17 protein-coding genes are annotated in these 21,882 nt (G+C 62.2%); 13 read left to right on the forward strand and 4 right to left on the reverse strand.

Annotation, left to right across the window (positions count from 1 at the left end; translation table 11 throughout):
• Window positions 1-10 precede the first annotated feature (10 nt).
• The 3 genes from NEI07_RS11440 to NEI07_RS11450 form a co-directional block, all read right to left on the reverse strand.
• On the reverse strand, window positions 11-2,749 hold the full coding sequence (locus tag NEI07_RS11440) for a glycoside hydrolase family 2 protein (RefSeq protein ID WP_256034677.1): 2,739 nt from the start codon (window positions 2,747-2,749) through the stop codon (window positions 11-13).
• 183 nt (window positions 2,750-2,932) lie between these two features.
• On the reverse strand, window positions 2,933-4,075 hold the full coding sequence (gene glf, locus NEI07_RS11445) for a UDP-galactopyranose mutase (protein WP_256034678.1): 1,143 nt from the start codon (window positions 4,073-4,075) through the stop codon (window positions 2,933-2,935).
• Window positions 4,068-5,018: a glycosyltransferase gene (locus tag NEI07_RS11450; RefSeq protein ID WP_256034680.1), complete on the reverse strand. Its 951-nt coding sequence runs from the start codon at window positions 5,016-5,018 to the stop codon at window positions 4,068-4,070. Before NEI07_RS11450 ends, glf begins: the two co-directional genes overlap by 8 nt.
• 486 nt (window positions 5,019-5,504) lie before the next feature.
• Between NEI07_RS11450 and NEI07_RS11455 the strand changes: the two genes are divergently transcribed.
• The gene (locus NEI07_RS11455; protein WP_256034681.1) at window positions 5,505-6,077 is read left to right on the forward strand and encodes a PRC-barrel domain-containing protein; all 573 of its coding nucleotides are present in this window, start codon (window positions 5,505-5,507) and stop codon (window positions 6,075-6,077) included.
• Between the two features lie 45 nt (window positions 6,078-6,122).
• Here the strand turns inward: NEI07_RS11455 and NEI07_RS11460 are convergent, their stop codons facing one another.
• Entirely contained in the window at window positions 6,123-6,452 is a 330-nt protein-coding gene (locus tag NEI07_RS11460; RefSeq protein ID WP_256034682.1) for a hypothetical protein, read from the reverse strand.
• A 253-nt stretch (window positions 6,453-6,705) separates the two neighbouring features.
• Between NEI07_RS11460 and NEI07_RS11465 the strand changes: the two genes are divergently transcribed.
• The 12 genes from NEI07_RS11465 (at window position 6,706) to NEI07_RS11520 (ending at window position 21,878) form a co-directional block, all read left to right on the forward strand.
• Window positions 6,706-8,307 carry a phosphoenolpyruvate carboxykinase gene (locus NEI07_RS11465; RefSeq protein WP_256034683.1) on the forward strand — a complete coding sequence of 534 codons (1,602 nt, stop codon included), beginning with the start codon at window positions 6,706-6,708 and terminating at the stop codon, window positions 8,305-8,307.
• Between the two features lie 108 nt (window positions 8,308-8,415).
• The gene (locus tag NEI07_RS11470) at window positions 8,416-9,585 is read left to right on the forward strand and encodes an isovaleryl-CoA dehydrogenase (RefSeq protein ID WP_256034684.1); all 1,170 of its coding nucleotides are present in this window, start codon (window positions 8,416-8,418) and stop codon (window positions 9,583-9,585) included.
• A gap of 15 nt (window positions 9,586-9,600) precedes the next feature.
• Entirely contained in the window at window positions 9,601-11,208 is a 1,608-nt protein-coding gene (locus NEI07_RS11475; protein ID WP_256034685.1) for a carboxyl transferase domain-containing protein, read from the forward strand.
• 10 nt (window positions 11,209-11,218) lie between these two features.
• On the forward strand, window positions 11,219-12,007 hold the full coding sequence (locus NEI07_RS11480; protein WP_256034686.1) for an enoyl-CoA hydratase-related protein: 789 nt from the start codon (window positions 11,219-11,221) through the stop codon (window positions 12,005-12,007).
• Window positions 12,008-12,011: 4 nt separating this feature from the next.
• Complete coding sequence (locus NEI07_RS11485; protein ID WP_256034687.1) at window positions 12,012-14,015, forward strand: acetyl/propionyl/methylcrotonyl-CoA carboxylase subunit alpha; 2,004 nt, start codon at window positions 12,012-12,014, stop codon at window positions 14,013-14,015.
• Window positions 14,012-14,941: a hydroxymethylglutaryl-CoA lyase gene (locus NEI07_RS11490; protein WP_256034688.1), complete on the forward strand. Its 930-nt coding sequence runs from the start codon at window positions 14,012-14,014 to the stop codon at window positions 14,939-14,941. Before NEI07_RS11485 ends, NEI07_RS11490 begins: the two co-directional genes overlap by 4 nt.
• A 57-nt stretch (window positions 14,942-14,998) precedes the next feature.
• On the forward strand, window positions 14,999-16,150 hold the full coding sequence (locus NEI07_RS11495; RefSeq protein WP_256034689.1) for an acyl-CoA dehydrogenase family protein: 1,152 nt from the start codon (window positions 14,999-15,001) through the stop codon (window positions 16,148-16,150).
• Window positions 16,151-16,154: 4 nt separating this feature from the next.
• Window positions 16,155-17,228, forward strand: a complete 1,074-nt coding sequence (locus NEI07_RS11500) for a 3-hydroxyisobutyryl-CoA hydrolase (RefSeq protein WP_256034690.1) — start codon at window positions 16,155-16,157, stop codon at window positions 17,226-17,228.
• Between the two features lie 24 nt (window positions 17,229-17,252).
• Window positions 17,253-18,443 (forward strand): acetyl-CoA C-acyltransferase, encoded by a 1,191-nt coding sequence (locus NEI07_RS11505; protein WP_256034691.1) that lies wholly within the window; start codon window positions 17,253-17,255, stop codon window positions 18,441-18,443.
• 255 nt (window positions 18,444-18,698) lie between these two features.
• Window positions 18,699-19,808, forward strand: coding sequence for a pyruvate dehydrogenase (acetyl-transferring) E1 component subunit alpha (gene pdhA, locus NEI07_RS11510; protein ID WP_256034692.1), 1,110 nt, complete (start codon window positions 18,699-18,701; stop codon window positions 19,806-19,808).
• Window positions 19,801-20,781, forward strand: coding sequence for an alpha-ketoacid dehydrogenase subunit beta (locus NEI07_RS11515; protein WP_256034693.1), 981 nt, complete (start codon window positions 19,801-19,803; stop codon window positions 20,779-20,781). The genes pdhA and NEI07_RS11515 overlap by 8 nt, the downstream gene beginning before the upstream one ends.
• Window positions 20,778-21,878: a dihydrolipoamide acetyltransferase family protein gene (locus NEI07_RS11520; protein WP_256034694.1), complete on the forward strand. Its 1,101-nt coding sequence runs from the start codon at window positions 20,778-20,780 to the stop codon at window positions 21,876-21,878. The genes NEI07_RS11515 and NEI07_RS11520 overlap by 4 nt, the downstream gene beginning before the upstream one ends.
• Window positions 21,879-21,882 lie beyond the last annotated feature (4 nt).

A 21,882-nucleotide genomic window follows, 5' to 3' on the forward strand; every position in this document is an offset into this window, starting at 1 on the left:
GCCAGCTCGCCTAAAGGTCTTCCCAGCCCACGGGTTCGAGCTTGGAGATCGCAGGCGCCGGGCCGGCGCTTCGCGCCGCAGCCTCGATCAGACCGCCAAGCAAAGCCGCGGCGGTTGGATCTTCTCCCGGAGGATCACGGAACAGTTTGAAGGTCGCGATCACGATGCGGCCTGTGCCGTAATTGCGTCCGACCGCAATTGCAGCCGGACGATGAATCCATCCGACGACCAGCGCCGCGTGAACGCGCGCCTGAAAGTCAAGGAGATTGCAGCCGGAGATGACATGCGTCGGGATCACACAATCAAACGCGTGATCGAGCAAAGGCCCGCCGGGAATTGCGGCGAAGGGACCCTGCCGTCGAAGCCAGGCGAAGGAGGACGCCCAGTCGCCGCGCCAGAGCGTGCCGTCGCGCGCCACGACCTTGACATTTTGCCAATGCGGAAAAAATGGCGTGAGCGATCCAGGTGTTTCGGTCAAGAGAACAGCTCGGCCGCCGGCGCGCACATAGGCCGCGAGTGCGGTCGAAGCTTGCGTCTCTACAACGACGTCCGCCGTCTCGGCCCCTTCCGCCAGTCCATAGCCAAGCGCCTGCAACCGATCCCGAATGTCGCCGTGTGACGACCACAGCGAAAGAACCGGCGGTCGAAGCTTCGCATGCACGGCGATATCGACGTCATTGCTCGCGAGGAGTCGTCCATCGAGAGAGCGCAACCGCAGGCTGAGACGGCGCAGGCAGGAGTGCTCGACGACCGGCAGTTTCACCGAAATCATGCCGAGGTCAGCCACAGCGCCGGGCGCGATGGAGGGGGTCTCCATCATCGTCGGCTCGGCGAGCATTATGTCGAGAGCCGCCGGCTCCAGCGGGTCTGGTCCACCATGCGCCACGCAGAGCGAGAGGCGAACGGCGTCGCCCGACCAATAGGCGGGTCGATCGAGTGTGGGCAGAACAACCGTATCCGCATTGATCGAGTGGAACAGATTGTGAAAAACGCGCGGGTTCGAGCGCATGTCGAGAAGGCCGTTCGCCTCCCAGTGACAATCGGTAAGCTCGGTGATCACGTAGCCGGCGATCTGAGGCTTTCGGCGCATGGCCTCGATCTGATATTTCAGCGCCCGAAACTGTTGCCACTGCGTCGCTTCGACGAAGCTTTCGAAAGTTCCGAATACGCGATCGAGACTCCAGTCTTGAAATCGGTTGCGAACGCCATGTGCATACATGACGCCTTCGCTCCAGTCGTGGCCGGTCTCGAACCACCAGGCCTCGGCGCCGGCCGCGTCTCTCAATTTCTCGGGGTCAGGCAGTCCCCAGTTGCCAAATTCCGAGCATAGCAGCGGCTCTTGTCCCGTAATGACGGCGTCGCCCTCGGGGCTGAAGAGCCATTCGGCCCGTCCGGCGAGTTCCTCGACGAATTGATCCCAGTCCTCCCGACTATCGGGAATGGCGGCATAGAAATGGAAATCCGCGAGATCGGTCTGCACGTGAAAGCTTGGCGCCAGAGGGGAGTTGTCGACGACAAGCCGGGATGGATCGTAGGCTTTCAGCCACAGGTACAGCTTCTTCAGCCATGCGCGGTGATAGGGGTCATGGACAAGGTCGACGCCCCAGTTCTCGTTGATCAGCGTCCAGCAAAAGATCGACGGATGGTTTCCGTCGCGATCGATGAGGCCCTTCAGCGTGAGCTCCTTGCGCTCTCGCGAGAGTTCGGTCGAATCCCCCGCATTCGGCAGCTCCGCCCAAATCAGCAGACCGATGCGATCGGCAACCTCATAGTAGCGCGGATCCGGCACTTTAATGTGACAGCGCAGGGCGTTCAGCCCGAGCTGCTTCGCCTTGTAAAATCTGTCCTCGAGAAATTCGACAGAGGGCAGGGTGCAGATCGTGTCGGGATAATAGTCCTGGTCGAGAGCAGCGCGCAGATAGAACGGCTTGCCGTTGAGATACAATTTTCCGTCGCGGGTTTCGACGCTACGAAAGCCGAATGTCGTTTCGATTTTGTCGACGATGACGTCTTTGCGCATCATCGAGACTTGCAGACGATAGAGATAGGGGCTGTCAGGCGACCAGCAGTGCGGCGCAGGCACAAACGAATACAGCAGGGCGTTTTCAACCCCGGCCGCCAGTTTGGCGCATGACCGCGCCACGACGTTGTCTTCTGCGTCGACGACCGCAATCGTCACGTCGGCGGCGTCGGTGAGCGGACTCTCGAAGCGCACATGCGCCGAGATCTCTCCGCTCGTCTGCGATGAACGCACCCGCACCGTCGTTACGTGATCCGCGATCCGCCGTTCGAGATACACGGACTGCCAAATGCCAGAGAGGGGGCCGTACCAGCTCTGCTTGCCGAACGGCATTTCGGCGAATGGCGTCGAGGGGAATTCGAACGGATCGTCGGTGGGGCTCTCCACCTTTACCTTTATCTCGGCCTTTCCGTTGACGATGCGATCTGTGATGTCGAAATGAAACGGCAGGAAGCCGCCCACATGGCTGCCGACGAATGCGCCGTTAACAAACACATGGGTGATATGGAACACCGCGCCGAAGTGCAGAAAGACCCGCTGTTCCAGCCATTCTTCCGGAATCTCGACGTCTCGGCGATAGACAGCGACGCCGCCGCGCATGCGCAGATCGGCGAACTGGGCTTGCCAGGGGCTCGGGACAAGAATCGTCCTGCTCTCGGCCGGCTTGGCGCCATAGCCGAGATATTTAAAGTCCCACAACCCGTCTAGAGATATGCGCGTTGCGCTCACCAAACCTCACCTCGACCACGAGCGCCGGCGCCGAAGCATCGATGCGTTGATCGATATAACAATGAGCGATCCACGTACGAATTTCTACACGGCGAAAGCCAAAACCCGCAGTATTTTTATTCACGACGCAAGCTTAGCCGGACTGCACAGCGCCGCAAAGCTTAGCTCGCATTTGAATGTGGGCTATTCAGCGGCGACTGACGCAGTAGCGAAGGCCGCGCTGTTGCGCGCCGGGATCTCCTTATTGATCCGCCGGAATGTCGCGAGCGCCTGTCCGACCACCTGATCCATATTGTAGTAGCGATAGGTCGCGAGCCGGCCGACAAACCACACATTCCGCTGCGCGATCGCAAGCTTTTCGTAGCGCTTGTAAATTTCCGCATTTTCCGCGCGCGGCACGGGATAATAGGGATCGCCTGCGTCGCTGGGGAACTCATAGGTCAAGCTTGTCTTGGGATGTTCCTGACCGGTGAGATGCTTATATTCCGTCACCCGCGTATAGGCTTCAGTCTGCGGATAATTGACGACGGCCACGGGTTGATGCTGGCGCTTATCGAGCGTGACATGTTCGAAGCGCAGAGACCGATAGGGCAGCTTGCCGAAGCGGAAGTTGAAATATTCGTCGATCGGCCCGGTGAAGATCAGTCGCCGATAGAAAACTTCGTTGCGCAGCTCCTCGAAATCGGTCTGCAGCATGACATTGATGTTGGGGTGGTCCAACATTCGTTCGAACATGCGCGTATAGCCGTAAAGCGGCATGAACTGGTATTCATCGCCGAAATAGCGGTCGTCGTGATTGAGGCGCGTGGGCACCCGCGCCGTAACGGACTTGTCCAGCTGCGACGGCTCCACGCCCCACTGCTTTTTGGTGTAGCCGCGAAAGAATTTCTCGTAGAGTTCTCGCCCTACCGTGCTGACGACGACATCCTCGGACGTTTTGATCTCCTCGCAATGTTCCGCGCGGCTCGCGAACCACTCCGCAAGTTGGTCGGAATTTAAGGAGAGACCATAGAGCCGATTCACCGTGTCCAAATTGATTGGGATCGGCACGAGCATGCCGTCCACATTCGCCAATACACGGTGCTCGTAAGGGCGCCAACGCGTGAATTGAGAAAGATGCTCGAAGACCGCTTCGGAATTCGTATGAAAGATATGCGGGCCGTACTGATGGATAAGCACGCCGGCGTCGTCGTAGCGGTCATAGGCGTTCCCGCCGATGTGCGGCCGACGATCGATCAGAAGGACACGCTCGTCGCGCTGCGACGCGAGCCGCTCGGCCAGCACGCTTCCCGCGAAGCCTGCCCCGACGATAAGCCAGTCAAACAAGTTGCCCCTCCCGCGCTGCTTTGGAATCGGCGCCGACGCTCGCGATGTGCAGCATCATTCTTGCCCAGGTCTTGTCCCACGACATTTCCGCAAGATGCGCATCGACCGCACTGAGCCAGCGCGCCTTCGGCCGCGATAGCAGCAGATCGATCTTGGCGACGAACTCTTCCGCGTTCGATGCGATTTCCACATGCCCGGCCGCGCCGTAGGGGTTAACGACATCGGCGATGGGCGTTGAAACGACCGGCACGCCTGCAGCAAGAAACTCGGGCGTTTTCGTCGGGCTGATAAAACGCGTCGCTTCATTCAACGCGAATGGCATGATTCCGACGTCCCATCCCGAAAGATAGTTCGGAAGCTCCTGGTACTGCTTGCAGCCCAGCCAATGGATGTTTTCGGCGCGCGGCAGAGATTGCGGGCTGATCTTGGCGGTGGGGCCGATCATCACCAATTGCCACTGCGGCCGCAGCGCGGAGATGCCGGCGACGATATCCATATCCATGCGTTCATCGATCACGCCAAAGAATCCGATGCGGGGATGCGGAATCGCCCTTTGATCATCGGGGTCAACGTTGCGCTCTCGCGCGCTCTTGAAGTGAGCGGTGTCGACGCTGCTCGGAAAAACGTGAATGTTGTCGTGTCGTTTACGTTTGGATTCGTACAGGCTCTGTCCGCCGACGAACATGAGATCGCATTTGGCCATCAGCTCTCGTTCGAGTTCGAGAATCCCTTGCGGCGCTCCAGCGAACGCGGAAAGCTCATCCATATTGTCATAGACGCGCAGGTTGGGAGAGAGATGCCGGGTAAACTGAAGCGCCATGGGCGTATAATACCAACCGACCCATTGTGAAGGCCGCACCTCTGCGAGCAATTCGTTCACGACGCGATGTTGCGCGTCAGTGATGTCGTTTGTTGAGAGGCCTTCTGGAAGAACTGGCGTCACGACAACAACGCCGCAGGCTTCATCCCTTTGGATTTTTACGCCTGCGTCATCTTGCGAAAAGACCGGCTCTTCGACGTAAAAGACCTCGAGATTTCTAGCTGCTCGACTAAGGAGATGTTGTGGTCGCTGATAAACGAAGTTCCAACGAAGATGAGAGAAGCAAAACAGATGACCTGGAACTGACATCATGTCCCACCTCAAGCCTTGCCGATTTCGTTGCTTTTCGAGTGCCCCGAACAAACTCGCGTTCAGCAACTTTGTTCCGGCATTATGAACAATTGGACAGGTTGGCGGGGGGACGGCGGGGGGCGGGGCCGCGCCTGTCGATCTTCGGCAAGGCCATTAAATCTGCCGGAACAGCGCCTGCGACCGGCGCGTTTAGGCAGACGTTACAAGCGGCGACTGACGCGAGCTTCCTGGCGGTCAGTTATGTGGGAATGGGCGTTAGGCTGGCTCGCTCCAGTCGCAACAATGACCGCCGCGTTGATGACGGCCGCGAACGCCGGCGCGCGCGTCACGGGCTGGGGCTTCGTCGTGTTTGCCATCGGCTCCGTCGCCTGGAGCTTGACCGCGACCTACACTGATCAGCACAATCTCCTGCTCACCAGTCTTTTCCTTACGGTGGTCAATCTGATTGGGGTGTGGCGCTGGTTGGGCAGGCAGGCGCGGCATGAGGACGGAAGTAGCAAGGCCGTGCGCAAGAGCAGCCAGGCGGGCAACGCGCCCAAGCTTTTTTCCGCCTCGGGCGCCGTTGGCGCGAACGTCATAGACGCGAACGGCGACAAACTCGGCGTCATCGTCGATTTGATGCTGAAACGCGATCAGCGCGAACTCGCCTATGTGGTCATCGCGCAATATGGACTGGGCGGCGTCGGCGAGACGCTACGCGCCGTCGATCCGACGCGCATAGAGTTCACCGGCGGTTTCGCGCGCAGTAAAATGTCAACGGGGGAACTCGACGCTCTACCGGCGCTTCAAGCTGACGATTGGCCCAGCGCCTTGCCGCCTCAGGGGCGGCGACCGAACGCCGGCGCATCCGGCGCATTGGATCGAAACTGAATATGGCCGACGCTCATGCGCCGGCCATCATTCATCCGCCAAACCTCAGTCGCGCGGATAGCTGCCGCCCGAATTCCACAGCGCGCCCAGCATGAATCCCGCAGCCACCGCCATGAGCACAGTCGTCGTTGGCTGATTGCGCGCCGACGTCTCAATGGCCTGCCGAAAGTTGCCGAGCACATCGCCGGCGCGTCCGACAACTTCGCTGCCCTTCTCCTGCACCGTTGTCATCGCCGATCCGGCTTGCTCCATTGTCTGATTGATGCGTTGCCCGACTCTGTCGGCCGCCGCCATTGCTTTGTCGCCCATGACCGCTGCAGTTTCGCTGATCGGGCGGTCCGATTGTCGGATGCGCTCCAGTTCTGGCGTCGCCATTCTTGCCTCCATCCTCGAAATAGTTCGAGCCTCGCCCTAACCCGCTGACGTCGTCGTTGTTCCAATCGCGAAAAAGCCAGGACATCGTTTGTTGAGCCTTGAGCGTCGCTGTCCGCATGCCTTGCAGCGGAACTTTTACGGCGGCTTGATTTGAATGATTTACGCTTTATTTCCAAAAACGTGCTCGCGTTTAGCTGGCGCGTCATACGCATTGCGCGTCGCATGTCAGCGAGTCGGTGAGGAAAATCTCGGGATGGCGAACACGACGATGTGGCGCGTAGACGACGTCGGCGATTATGCGATCGAAGACTTAGACCTCTCCACACAGGCGCGCCGGAATTGCGGGACGAGCGAGCTCTACGGCGAAGCGATCCGACGCGGGGAGGGAGTCGCGTCCTCGACGGGCGGTCTGGTCGTGGAAACCGGCGCTCACACCGGGCGATCGCCGAATGATAAGTTTATCGTCTGCAACGCATTGACCGAACCGACGATCTGGTGGGACAACAATCTCTCGATGACGCCAGAGCAATTTATTCGGCTGCGTCAAGACATGCTGGCGCACGCGCGTCGAATGAAGCTCTTCGCTCAGGATCTTTATGCCTGCGCAGCGCCGGCGCATCGGTTAAATATTCGCGTTTTGACGGAATACGCTTGGCACTCGCTCTTTGCGCGGCATCTCTTCACGCCGGTTGAGCGCGCGAGCAATTTCGAACCGCAACTAACGGTTCTGGACTTGCCTTCGTTCCAGGCTGACCCCTCACGCCACGGTTGCCGTTCCAGCACGGTGATCGCTATGGACTTGTCGAGTAGCGTCGTGCTCATCGGCGGCACCCAATATGCGGGAGAGATCAAGAAGTCGATCTTCACCTATCTCAACTATGTTCTGCCCGCGAAAGGCGTGCTGCCGATGCATTGCGCCGTCAATGACGGCGAGGGCGGATCGGCGGTGTTCTTCGGGCTTTCTGGGACAGGCAAGACGACGCTTTCCGCTGATCCGACGCGCAGCCTGATTGGCGATGACGAGCATGGGTGGGACGAGAGCGGTCTCTTCAACTTCGAAGGCGGCTGCTACGCCAAGGCAATCCGGCTCGCGCAACACTCTGAGCCGGACATTTATGCCGCCTCTCATCGTCGGGGCGCAATCCTCGAGAACGTGTCGTACGATCACGGCGCCGGTCGGTTCGACTTCGACGATGATTCGAAAACCGAAAACACCCGGATCGCTTATCCGCTCGACTTCATCTCCAATGCATCGAAGACGCGTCGCGCCAGCCATCCCCGGAACATCGTGATGCTGACGTGTGACGCATTTGGCGTGCTGCCGCCGATCGCGCGTCTCACGCCCGCGCAGGCGATGTATCATTTTCTGTCCGGCTACACCGCCAAAGTCGCGGGGACCGAGCGTGGCGTCAAAGAACCCCAGGCGACGTTCTCGGCCTGCTTTGGCGCGCCCTTCATGCCACGCCGTCCGACGGAATACGCCGACCTGCTGCGGGAATTTATCTGCTCCAGTCAAGCGAACTGCTGGCTGGTGAACACCGGTTGGTCGGGCGGACCCTATGGGATCGGACGTCGAATGCCGATCGCGGCGACCCGCGCCTTGCTCCAGGGCGCTCTCGACGGCTCCCTCGCGCAAGCCCACTTCCGGATGGATCCATCCTTTGGTCTGTGCGTGCCGACGTCCGCCCTGGGCGTCGACTCGAAAATGCTGGATCCTGTTCAGACGTGGTCCTCGCGCGACGATTTTAACCAGATGGCGAAAAGGCTGATCGGCATGTTCGAGGCGAACTTCAGCCGGTTTGTCCCCTTCGTCGACCAGCAGGTGCTCGACGCCCAGCCGGGCGTCGCCCGATAGCCAGCAAGCGCCTCGCGCCAAACGGGGCCGCGCAAGCGCGCGCCAACTTGAAACTTCGCTGATCGGAGAAATATAGGCTCTATCGTGGTGCGCCGTCGGAGGAAGCGCATGCGCCATTGGACGCCTACTTTCGACTTCGATCTCGGCGACGTCGCCGATCGTGTGCGCAGCGCGACCGAAGCCTTCGCGACGGCGGAAATCGCCCCGCAGGCGCAGCGGATCGATGCCCAAAACGCTTTTCCCCCTGACCTTTGGCCCAAGCTCGGCGCGCTCGGCGCGCTCGGTCTGACCGTGCATGAGCAATATGGCGGCGCGGGCATGGGGTATCTGGAACATGTGCTGGCGATGGAGGAAATCAGCCGCGCCTCAGCGTCGGTCGGATTGTCCTATGGCGCCCATTCCAATCTCTGCGTCAATCAGATCCATCGTAACGGCTCGGACGAACAGAAGCGGCGGTATCTGCCGAACCTCGTCTCTGGTCGGCATGTCGGCGCGCTTGCGATGTCGGAGCCTGGCGCCGGATCAGACGTCACGGACATGAGGCTTAGCGCGGTGAAGCGCGGAGATCGGTATGTTCTGAATGGAAGCAAGATGTGGGTGACGAATGGTCCCGACGCCGATGTCGTGATCGTTTACGCCAAAACGGATCCCGGCGCCGGCCCGCATGGCATAACCGCCTTCATCGTCGAGCGCGTCTTTGCCGGATTTTCATCAAGCGCGAAGCTCGACAAGCTTGGCATGCGCGGCTCCAACACCTGCGAACTCATATTCGAGGACTGCGAGGTTCCCGAAGAAAACGTGCTCGGTCTCCCCGAGCGCGGCGTCAATGTGCTGATGAGCGGCCTGGACTACGAGCGCGCGGTGCTCGCGGGCGGTCCGCTTGGAATCATGCAAGCCTGCATGGATGTCGTGCTTCCCTATGTGCATGAGCGCAAGCAATTTGGACAGCCGATCGGCGAGTTCGAGCTCATGCAGGGCAAGCTCGCCGACATGTACACGGCGGTTACGGCCACGCGCGCCTATGTCTATGCGCTCGCCAAGGCGTGCGATCGCGGCCGCGTGACGAGGAAAGACGCCGCGAGCGCGATACTTTTCGCCGCTGAACGCGCGACATGGATGGCGCTTGAATCCATTCAGTGCCTCGGCGGCAACGGCTATATGAACGAATATCCGACGGGAAGATTATTGCGCGACGCCAAGCTTTACGAGATCGGCGCAGGAACAAGCGAAATCCGCCGCATGTTGATCGGGCGCGAACTCTTTCAGGAGACTGCCTGACTTTGGATTAGAGATATGCCCCGCATCGATAGCCTTGTTAATCCGAAAGACGCCGATTACAGAAATAATCAACAAGCGATGGCCGATCGCGTCGCCGAGCTGAAGCGGATTGCGGCGGATATTCGAGCAGGTGGCGGCGCGCAGGCGCGTAAGCGGCACCTCGCGCGCGGTAAAATGCTCGCGCGTCAGCGCATCGACGCGCTTGTTGATCCCTTCTCGCCCTTTCTCGAAATCGCGCCATTTGCCGCCCACGGCATGTATGACGGGTATGTCGCAGCGGCCGGGGTCGTCGCCGGGATAGGGCGGGTGCGCGGCCGCGAATGTATGATCGTGGCCAATGACGCGACGGTCAAAGGCGGCGTCTATTTTCCTCTGACCGTGAAGAAGCATCTTCGCGCGCAAGAGATCGCCGCTCAGAACAACTTGCCCTGTCTCTATCTCGTCGACTCAGGCGGCGCCAATCTGACGAGCCAGGAGGATGTCTTTCCGGATCGGGATCATTTCGGCCGGATCTTTTACAATCAGGCCGCGATGTCCTCGCGCGGCATTGCGCAGATCGCCGTCGTCATGGGTTCGTGTACAGCCGGAGGCGCCTATGTTCCGGCGATGAGCGATGAAACGATTATCGTGCGCAACGAAGGCGCGATATTCTTGGCAGGCCCGCCTCTCGTCAAAGCGGCGACGGGCGAGGTTGTTACCGCTGAGGAGCTCGGCGGCGCCGACGTTCACTGCCGCCGCTCAGGCGTTGCGGATCATTGCGCTGAAAATGACGCGCATGCCTTGCAAATCGCGCGGGATATCGTCGGCAATCTCGGACCTTGCGGCGCCATCACGGTTCCGGTGAGAGAGCCTGCCGAGCCTTGCTACGATCCGGCTGAGATCTACGGTCTGCTGCCGCAGGATCCCCGCAAGCAGTTCGACATACGGGAGGTGATCGCGCGCCTCGTCGACGCCAGCGAATTCGAAGAATTCCGCAAGCTCTATGGCCCGACGCTGGTGACAGGTTTCGCTCATATCTACGGCTATCCTGTCGGGATCGTGGCCAACAATGGCGTCTTGTTTCCTGAGAGCGCGCAAAAGGGCGCGCATTTCATCGAGCTTTGCGCGCGACGAAAAATACCGCTGCTCTTTTTGCACAATACGACGGGCTTCATGGTCGGGGCGAAGTACGAAAGCGCCGGCGTCGCCAAGGAAGGGGCGAAGATGGTGACGGCCGTCGCGACGGCCGCGGTGCCGAAGCTCTCGATCATCGTCGGCGGCAGTTTTGGCGCCGGCAACTACGCCATGTGTGGACGCGCCTATTCGCCGCGATTTTTGTGGATGTGGCCGAGCGCGCGCCTCGGCGTCATGGGCGGGGAGCAGGCAGGGAGCGTGCTGACACGCGTCAAGCGCGAGGCCATGGAAAAGCAGCAGAAGGCCTTCTCGGAAGAAGAGGAAGCAGACTTCGCGCGCGCGATTCGTGAACAATATGAGCGCCAGAGCCTGCCGCTCTATTCCAGCGCCCGACTCTGGGACGACGGCGTCATCGACCCGCTCGACACGAGACGGATGGTCGGTTTGGCGCTATCCTTCGCGCTGAAGGCGCCGATCGAAGAAACGCGCTTTGGCCTGTTTCGCATGTGAGTCATGTTCTATGACGACTTTGCTGCAATCGGTTGACGCAAATGGCGTCGCGACTTTGACGCTGAACCGTCCAGACAAGCGCAACGCGCTCGACCATGAGCTCATTGGCGCTTTGAAGGAAGCGCTCGAAGGACTGGATGCGCGAGCCGACGTCCGCATCATTACGCTAGAGGGCGCGGGAGACTATTTTTGCGCCGGCGGCGACATCAGCTCGATGATCCGCGTCGCGCAGCGTTCATCGAGCGCCAATGAACAGGACGCTTTGGCGCTCGCCCGAATGCTGCACGCTCTGGACACCGCGTCGAAGCCAACGATCGCCTTGGCCAAGGGCGTCGTCGTCGGCGGTGGCGTCGGTCTGCTCGCGTGTTGCGATATCGTGGTCGCCGCAGACGACGCGTCATTCTCGCTCAATGAGGTGCGGCTGGGACTGCTACCGGCGATCGTCGCGCCTTTTCTCATCCGGGCCATAGGCCTGCGGCAGCTGCGCCGATATGCTTTGACGGCGGAACGATTTTCCGCCGCCGAGGCGCAGAAATTGGGTCTCGTCCACCGTGTGGCGCCAAGGTTGGAGGTCAATTTGGCGCATGCGGCGATTGTCGCGGACGTGTTGCGCGGCGCGCCAGGCGCGCAAGCGGATGTGAAGAGTTTCTTCGCGGAATGCCACGGCCACGGCGTGGACGCTGAACTCTTGCGCGAGGCCGCGCATCGTCTCGCCGCAAGACGATCGAGCGCGGAGGCGCAGGAAGGTCTTTCGGCCTTTCTTGAAAAACGAGCGCCACACTGGATCGCGGCCGATTGAGATGATGCGCAAGCTCCTCATCGCGAACCGCGGCGAGATCGCTTGCCGAATCATGCGAACCGCGAAAAGATTGGGCGTCACGTCAGTCGCCGTCTACTCCGAAGTCGACGCGCACGCGCTGCATGTCGAACTGGCGGATGAAGCCTATCTTCTCGGTCCTGCGCCGGCGCGCGACAGCTATCTGTCGATCGGAAAGATCATCGAAATTGCGCATCGTTCCGGTTCGGACGCCATACATCCAGGCTACGGTTTCCTGGCGGAGAACGCGGACTTCGCCGAAGCCTGCGCGGCGAATGGATTGATCTTCGTCGGGCCTCCGCCCCACGCAATGCGGCTTCTTGGCTCCAAGAGCGAGGCCAAGGCCGCGATGGTGCGGGCGGGGGTGCCTGTGGCGCCGGGTTCATCCGGGGGGGAAGACTCTGAATTGTTCGAAGCGGCGCGCGCCATCGGCCTTCCAGTGCTCGTGAAGGCGTCCGCCGGCGGCGGCGGAAGAGGCATGCGCATCGTGCGCGCGCCGGAAGAATTATTATCGGCGATCGAAAGCGCGCGGCGAGAAGCGGGCGCCGCCTTCGGCGATGACACGCTGTTCATCGAGAAATATTTCTCCGGTTATAAGCACGTCGAAATCCAGATATTCGCGGATTCGCTCGGCGGCGTCGTATCTTTCCTTGAGCGCGACTGTTCGATGCAGCGCCGCCACCAAAAGATCATTGAAGAGACGCCTGCGCCCGGTCTAACGCCTTGGTTGCGAGAGCAGATGAGCGACGCGGCGATCCGCGCCGCACATGCGGCGGGCTACACCGGCGCCGGCACGGTCGAATTTCTCGTCGGAGAAGACCACTTCTATTTTCTCGAGATGAACACGCGGCTTCAGGTCGAACATCCCGTCACTGAGATGGTCTCGAAGCAGGACCTCGTCGAATGGCAGCTGCGCGTCGCCTGTGGCGGGCCGCTCCCCTTGACGCAGAAAGATCTGAGGATGAGCGGCTGCGCCATCGAAGCGCGGATTTGCGCGGAAGATCCCGCTCGCGGGTTTATGCCTTCGGTCGGCGAGATCGTCCATTTTCGTGGGCCGCGGAAGGGGCCATTCTTGCGTATCGACTCGGGCGTTCGCGCCGGCGATCGCGTCACGCCTTACTATGATTCGCTTCTGGCGAAACTCATCGTCTACGGCGACAGCCGCGAGCAGGCGTTGCGTTGCTTGCAGGCGGGGCTGGAAGAGGTCGAGGTCGTTGGCGTCGCCACAAACCTCGATCTGCTGCGGGCGATCTCCAAGAGCGACCGGATGGCGGGCGGAGATTACGACACGGAATACGTCGGGAACAATATCGCTATGCTGACTAGCCCCGCGGCTCCGAGCATGGATTCGGATCGCGTCCTTCTTGCGGCCGCGAGCGTGGTCTTCCTGGCCAACGCTCGGCGCGCGGCGCTTGAAGCGAGCAAAGCGGTCGGCGACGATTGGTCGCCCTGGGCCGGAACGGACGCGTGGCGGCTCTATGAGCGCGCCGGTCATGAGCTCAGGGTTACGCAAGCGGGCCGGACGCTTGAGGCGCAGATCATGCGTCCGCAGGACGGGGGCTTCCTGCTGAGCGTTGGCGACGCCGTCACGGCGGTGGAAGTTCAAAGCGTCGGCGACCGCCTCTCGCTGCTTGTGGACGGGGTTAAGCACGAGGTCTCAACAGTCGCCCTGGATGACGGCGTCGTCGTCATTCTCGGCGGTAGGAACCATGTCATCACCTGGGTGGAAGCGGCGAGCTCCCCGCAAAGCGAAGGACCATTGAACGAGCGCGTGCTGGCGCCGATGCCGGCGACCGTCACACGAGTCGCCGTAAAGGCGGGCGACGCCGTCAGCAAGGGCGAGACCCTCTTGGTTCTGGAGGCGATGAAAATGGAGATCGCTCTTGCCGCGCCGCATGACGGCGTGGTGGAGAGCGTCGCCTGCGAAGTGGGCGACATGGCGATCGAGGGCGCCGAACTCGTCACGGTCCTGCGAAAGGACGTGGCATGAACCTTCCTGCGCGCGTCAGCATCGTTGAAGTGGGTCCTCGCGACGGCCTGCAGAATGAGAAATTGACGTTGTCGCCGCAGATCCGGGCCGAACTTATCGGCCGTCTTGCGGCCGCGGGGCTTTCGCGCATCGAAGCGGGAAGTTTCGTTTCGCCAGCGGCCGTGCCGCAAATGGCGCATACGGACGAGACCCTTGCGCTGGCGCCAAAGCACAATGTCCGGCTGAGCGTCCTCGTTCCCAATCTTCGCGGGCTCGCGGCGGCGCTCGCGGCCGGGGCGGACGAGATTGCAGTCTTCGCTGCGGCGTCGGAGACGTTTTCAAAGCGAAATATCAATTGCTCGATCGAGGAAAGTCTCGCGCGATATGCGGAAGTCGTCGTAGAAGCACAGCGCCATGGGGTCATCGCCCGGGGCTATATTTCATGCGTCTTGGGCTGTCCGTACGAAGGAGATGTCGATAGCAACCGAGTCGCATCAGTCGCCGGCGCGCTCCTCGATATGGGCTGCTTCGAAGTCTCGCTCGGCGATACGATCGGCGTTGGCGCGCCGCTGCAAGCCCGTCGATTGGTCGAACGGGTGGCGCGTGTCGCGCCGCTCGAAAAAATCGCGGTGCATTTTCACGATACATACGGACAGGCGCTCGCCAATATTTTCGCTTGCCTCGAAGTCGGCGTCAGCGTCGTTGACAGTTCGGTCGCCGGCCTTGGCGGATGCCCTTTCGCGCCGGGCGCCGCGGGAAATGTCGCGACCGAGGACGTCGTTTATATGCTTCAGCGAATGGACGTCGAAACCGGCGTGTCGCTCGATCGCCTTTTGGAGGCGGGGGCCTTCGCCTGCAGCGAGTTGAAGCGCGCGCCGGCGAGCCGCGTGGCGCAGGCCTATGCCGCAAGGTGCAGCAATCCGATCGAAGCCCCTTCGCGACGCTGACTTGCCAAAAAGCTTCGCCGCGACAGATTAACGTCAACAATTGCGGTGAATGGCCGAATGTCGTCCTATTTCGAATTGAGCGCCGAGCAAGAAGCCATTCGTGAAATGGCGCGAGACTTCGGGCGCGATCGGCTTGCGGCGTTTGCTCTCGATTGGGACCGCGAGCATGTCTTCCCGGTAGACACGCTGCGCGACGCGGCGGCGCTCGGCATGGCCGCGATCTTTGTGCGAGAGGCTTCAGGCGGCGCCGGGCTGACGCGCTTTGACGGCGTGCTGATCTTCGAGGCGCTCGCGATGGGCTGTCCAACGATCGCCGCCTATCTCTCGATTCACAATATGTGCGCGGGCCTGATCGACGCTTTCGGAACCGAGCGCCAGATCGACGCATGGCTGCCAAAGCTCGCGACGATGGAGGTTCTCTCGAGCTACTGCCTGACGGAATCGGGCAGCGGTTCGGACGCCGCGGCGCTACGCACGCAGGCGCGGCGCAGCGGCGATCACTATGTCTTGAATGGCGCGAAACAGTTTATCTCGGGCGCCGGCGCGGGCGGCGCCGACCATCTTTATGTGGTCATGGCGCGCACCGGCGAGCCGGGGCCGCGGGGCATATCGGCCTTCGTCGTCGAAGGTGGCGCGCCGGGCCTAAGTTTCGGCGCGCTTGAGCGAAAAATGGGATGGAACGCCCAGCCGACGCGGGCCGTCATCTTCGATGACTGCCGCGTGCCGGCCGAAAATCTCATCGGACGCGAGGGCGACGGATTCAAGATCGCCATGGCGGCGCTCGACGGCGGGCGGCTCAACATCGCGGCCTGTTCGCTTGGCGGCGCCCAGTCGGCCTTCGACCACACGCTGCGTTACATGCGCAGCCGCAAGGCGTTCGGGCGCGCGCTTGACGAATTCCAGGCGCTGCAATTTCGGCTCGCGGATATGGCTACGCAGCTTGAAGTCTCGCGCACATTCCTTTGGCGCGCGGCGGCGGCGCTTGACGCTAAGGCGCCCGGCGCCACGACGCTATGCGCGATGGCCAAGCGCGTCGTGACCGACGCCGGCTTCGCGGTCGCCAATGAGGCGCTGCAATTGCATGGCGGCTATGGATATTTAAGCGAATATGGAGTCGAAAAGATCGTTCGCGATCTGCGCGTTCATCAGATTCTCGAAGGAACGAATGAAATCATGCGCGTCATCATCGCGCGCTCATTACTGAAGTGAGCTGATGGATCTCATCGCTTCGCGCGAGGGCCGTCTCGGACGCATCCTCCTCAACAGACCACAGGTGCTCAACACGCTGACGCTGCCGATGGTGCGTGAGTTCCGGCGCGCGCTTGACGACTTCGGGACCGATCCCGCCGTCAGCGCCGTGCTCGTCACGGGCGCCGGCGATCGCGGTTTGTGCGCCGGCGGCGACGTGAGGATTCTCTACGAACTGGAGCCCTCGCAAAAGCGGCTGTTCGCCGACTTTTGGCGTGAGGAATATGAGCTGAACGCCCGCATCGCCTCCTTTCCCAAACCCTATGTCGCGATCATGGATGGCGTCGTGATGGGCGGCGGCGTGGGCATATCTGCGCATGGCAATCGGAGAGTGGTCACGGAGCGAAGCCGCGTCGCGATGCCGGAGGTCGGCATCGGATTCTTTCCTGATGTGGGCGCGACTTGGCTTCTTTCGAGAGCGCGTGAAATCGGCGCCTATCTGGCGCTTTCCGCGACGTCGGTGGCGGCCGCCGACGCGATAGAGGCCGGTCTTGCGGATGTTCTCATTCACGCGGAGGACATTCTGCCGCTGATCGGCGGGCTCTCGACGATAGGAGCCGCCGAAGACGTCGAGGTTGCACTGCGGCGCTTCGCCCGCCACCCAGGGAGCGGCCGGCTCTCGCTGCATAGGCCATTGCTCGCTGCAGCGACGGCGCATGAGAACGTCGCAGACGTGGTCGCCGCCTTCGAGCGCGAGGGGTCGGAATTCTCCTTGCGCGCGGCGGAGGACATCAGGGCGAAGTCGCCGACGGCGCTGAAAGTGACGCGCGCATTGCTGCTGCGCGCCGCGCGCGCGGCTGACGTCGAGACGTGTCTGACGAATGAATTCAAGGCGGCGTGCCGCATGCTGGCGACCCACGATCTTTATGAAGGCATCCGCGCCGCGATCATCGACAAGGACCGGCGCCCGAGATGGTCGCCGGATAAGCTTGACGCTGTGAGCGACGAAACCGTCGAAGACATTCTCGCGGGCGAAGGGACGCCGCTCCCAGCGTTCAAAAGCTGGGATCAGACGCCATATCCTGCTTGGAGGGGCTAGCCGCCAGCCGATGAGGAGATTGTCATGAGCGCTGCCGCACCGGTCGCCATCGTCGGCGCCGCGCGCACCCCAATCGGCGCGTTTCTGGGAGAGTTGAAGGACGTCTCCGCGCCGCAGCTGGGCGCGCACGCCATCGAGGCGGCCGTGACCCGCGCCGGCCTGGGGCCGAACGACATAGATGAAGTCGTCATGGGCTGTGTCCTCTCCGCTGGCCTTGGGCAGGCCCCGGCGCGGCAGGCGGCGCTCGGCGCCGGGCTGCCGGAGACGACGGGCGCCGTCACCATCAATAAAATGTGCGGCTCTGGAATGAAGGCGGTGATGCTCGCGAGCGACCAACTCGCCGTTGGCGGCGCGCGGGTCGCGGTCGCGGGCGGTATGGAGAGCATGAGCAACGCGCCTTATCTGCTCGATCGCGCGCGCACCGGTTACCGGATGGGACACCGCAAGGTCCTCGATCACATGTTTCTGGATGGTCTCGAGGACGCCTACGAAAAGGGTCGGCTGATGGGCTCCTTCGCGGAGGATTGCGCGACGGAGTATCAATTTACCCGCGAGATGCAGGACCAATATGCGTCGACGTCGCTGGCGCGCGCGCAACGCGCAACGAGCGACCAATCTTTCGCGCAGGAGATCGCGCCCATAACGCTCGGCAAAGGCGCCAATGCGCGCGCCATCGCCAGCGACGAGCTGCCCGGCAAGGCCAAGGCGGAGGATATCGCCCGCCTCAAACCCGCCTTCAGGGAGGACGGCACGATCACCGCCGCCAACGCCAGCGCGATATCGGACGGCGCGGCGGCGCTCGCCCTGATGCGCCTCGACGAAGCCGAGCGCGCCGGCGCGACGCCGCTCGCCGTCATTCGCGGCTATGTCACGGTCGCGGGCGCTCCGAGCCGCTTTTCCGTCATGCCGATCGAAGCGATCCGCAGACTGATGGACCGGGTGGGCTGGGGGGTGAAAGACGTCGACCTCTTTGAGATCAATGAGGCATTCGCCGTCGTCGCTATGGCGGCGATGCGTGAACTCGATTTGCCGCATGAGAAGGTCAATGTCCGTGGCGGCGCCTGCGCCCTTGGCCATCCGATCGGCGCGTCGGGCGCACGAATCATCGTCACGCTTCTCGCCGCTCTGGAGGCTAAGGGTCTAAGAAGGGGCGTGGCGGCGCTCTGCATCGGCGGCGGAGAAGCGACCGCGATGGCGATCGAGCGGCTGGGCTAGCGCCAGCGCCTCAGTGACGTCCGCAGCCGGTCGGTCGAAGGTATCGCCGGCGTTCACGATTCGCGCCCTGCGTCAATTTGCATTGGAGCATGTCGACATTGTCCGCGCGCAGCCCGTCGAGGCGCGCGGAATCAATCAAACCCACAGCTGGGGGCCATTTTCCCGCGCTGCGGCGCCGGGAAATCGCCAAAAAAAATGCTGCGGAGCCGTGACCTCGCGTATCGCCGCGCTACTTCGCTCATCAGGAGCGGGGCGATGGGAAACATTGAAATGGGCTTCGATCTCCATATGGATCTTGTTCAGCTGTTGTCGCCGAGCGGCGAGATCAGCAAGGCGGCCAGCAAATCGGCGAAGGACATCGAGCGACTGGTCAGATTCTATCGCGCGATGACGCGAACCAGGATCTTCGACAACAAGGCGATCAGTCTTCAACGCACCGGTCAGCTGGGAACGTTCGCTTCGGCGCTCGGCCAGGAAGCGATTGGCGTCGGGGCGGCCGCGGCGATGGAAGAACGCGACGTGCTCGTGCCGTCCTATCGAGATCATGCGGCGCAATTCTATCGCGGCATGGCGATGTCCGAATGTCTGCTCTATTGGGGCGGCGACGAGCGCGGCAGCGACTTCAAAAATGCGCGCGGCGACTTTCCAAACTGCGTCCCCGTCGCCACGCAGGCCCCCCAGGCGGTCGGCGCGGCTTACGCGTTGATGGCGCGGAAGGAGGATCGCGTCGTCGTCACGTTCATTGGCGACGGCGGCACCTCCAATGGCGCCTTTTACGAAGCGTTGAACATGGCGGGAGTCTGGAAGACGCCTGTTGTTTTTATCATCAACAATAACGGCTGGGCGATATCGACGCCGCGCGAACTGGAGAGCGCGGCGGAGACTCTCGCGCAAAAGGGTGTCGCCGCCGGCGTTGAGGGGCGCCAGGTCGATGGCAATGACGTCATTGCGGTTCATGAAGTGGTACGCCGGGCGATCGACAAGGCGCGATCTGGCGGCGGACCGACGCTGATCGAAGCGCTCACCTATCGGCTCGGCGATCACACCACCGCCGACGACGCATCGCGCTATCGCGATCCCGAAGTCGTGCGCGCGCAGTGGACGCGCGAGCCGATCTCTCGGCTGCGCGCCTATCTTGTGAGCGAAGGCGCCTGGTCGAAAGAGCAAGAGGCGGAGCTTCACAAAGAATGTGCGGAAGAGGTCGATCGCGAGGTTGCGGCCTATTTGAACGCCTCGCCGCTGAACTGCGACGCCATGTTCGAGCATCTCTACGCAAAGCTCCCGGATACCCTGCAGTGGCAGCGCGAAGAAGCGCGCCGATTCGCCCAGCGCAGCGCAAACGGCAACGGAAACGGTCATGGCTGAAATCACTCTTGTCGAAGCGGTCAATCTCGCGCTCGCGCGCGCAATGAGCGAAGACAAGGATGTCCTCCTGCTGGGCGAGGACATCGGCGTCAATGGCGGCGTGTTTCGCGCCACGAACGGCCTGCAGGCGCGCTTCGGACGTGAGCGGGTCATCGACACGCCCTTGGCCGAAGGCGGAATCGCCGGCGTTGCGGTCGGCATGGCGGCGATGGGGCTGAAGCCCGTCGCCGAAATCCAGTTTTCCGGTTTCATCTATCCGGCGATCGACCAAATCATCAATCACGCGTCTCGCATGCGCAATCGCACGCGCGGGCGGCTGGCATGTCCAATGGTTCTTCGCTCGCCCTGCGGCGCCGGCATTCACGCGCCCGAGCATCATTCCGAAAGTCCGGAGGCGATGTTCGCCCACATGCCGGGGCTTCGCGTCGTCGCGCCCTCATCCCCCGCCCGAGCCTACGGGCTGCTTCTGGCGTCTGTGCGCGATCCCGATCCGGTGATCTTTCTCGAGCCCACGCGCCTCTATCGGCTCTTCCGCCAGGAGGTCGAGGACGACGGCGTGGAGTTGCCGCTCGACGCCTGCTTCATCCTGCGCGAAGGCGCCGACGCGACGGTCGTCACCTGGGGCGCGATGGTGCCCGAAACGCTTGCCGCCGCCGAAAAGCTCGAAGAAGAGGGCGTGATGATCGAAGTGATCGACGTCGCGACCTTGAAGCCGCTCGACGTGGAAACGATCCTGCGCTCCGTCGAAAAGACCGGACGCTGCGTCATCGTTCACGAGGCGCCGCGCACGGCGGGCTTTGGCGCCGAGGTCGCCGCCGAAATCGCTGAGCGCGCCCTTTATTCGCTGTTGGCGCCCATCAAGCGGGTCACCGGCTACGACGTGGTCGTGCCGCTGGCGAAGTTGGAGAAGCAATATATTCCGAGCGTGGACCGCATCATCGACGGCGTTCGGCAAGTGATGGAGGCGTCATGAACATCTTTCGTCTTCCCGATCTCGGAGAGGGTTTGCAGGAGGCCGAACTCGTCGAATGGCGCGTCGCCGCCGGCGAGGACGTTAAAGTCGATCAGCCGCTCGTGGCCGTTGAAACCGCCAAGGCGGTCGTCGAAATTCCATCGCCTCAGGGAGGCCGCATCGAGCGGCTGTTCGCCTCCGCGGGCGACGTGATCCGCATCGGCGCGCCGCTGGTGGGTTTCGAGGGCACGGGAGAGGACACCGGGTCAGTGGTCGGCGCCGTTCAGCAGGGTTCCGGGATCGTCCGCGACCAGCCGATCTCAGTCGGCCACGTCGGCGGAGCGGTGCGGGCGACGCCTGCCGTAAGAGCGCTGGCGCGCAAGCTGAACGTCGATCTCGCCATGGTGACGCCCTCCGGCGCGGACGGGGTGATTACGACGCAGGACATCGAGCGCGTCGCGCGCATTCTCAGCGAGACGGAAGCCGCCGAGCCGCTGCGGGGCATGCGCCGCGCCATGGCCCACAATATGGCGCAGGCGCAGGCGGAAGTCGCGGCGGCCACGATCGTTGACGACGCCGATATCAATGCCTGGAGTCCTGGAAGCGATACGACTGTCCGCCTGATCCGCGCGCTTGCCCAGGCCTGCAAGGCGGAGCCCGCGCTCAACGCCTGGTTCGAGCCTCACGCTTTTGCGCGCCGCGTGATGAAGAAGATCGACCTTGGCGTCGCCGTGGATCTGTCGGAAGAGGGCCTGTTCGTGCCTGTCTTGCGGGACGTGGGCAATCGCCACGCGCAGGACTTGCGCAAGGGCCTCGACCGTATGCGGCAGGACGCGGCGGCGCGGCGAATCCCGCCCGAGGAACTGCGCGGCGCGACCATCACGCTTTCGAATTTCGGCATGATCGCCGGGCGCTACGCCGCTCCGATCGTGCTGCCGCCCACGGTCGCGATCCTGGGCGCCGGCCGGATCAGAGACGAGGTTGTCGCTGTCGATGGCGCGCCCGCCGTGCATCGGATTTTGCCTCTGAGCCTGACCTTCGATCACCGCGTCGTCACCGGCGGCGAAGCAGGCCGCTTCCTGGGGGCTGTGATCGCCGATCTGACGCTCGCGTCCTAAAATC

Origin of the sequence: Methylocystis suflitae, from assembly GCF_024448135.1 — a bacterium.
Classification (GTDB): domain Bacteria; phylum Pseudomonadota; class Alphaproteobacteria; order Rhizobiales; family Beijerinckiaceae; genus Methylocystis; species Methylocystis suflitae.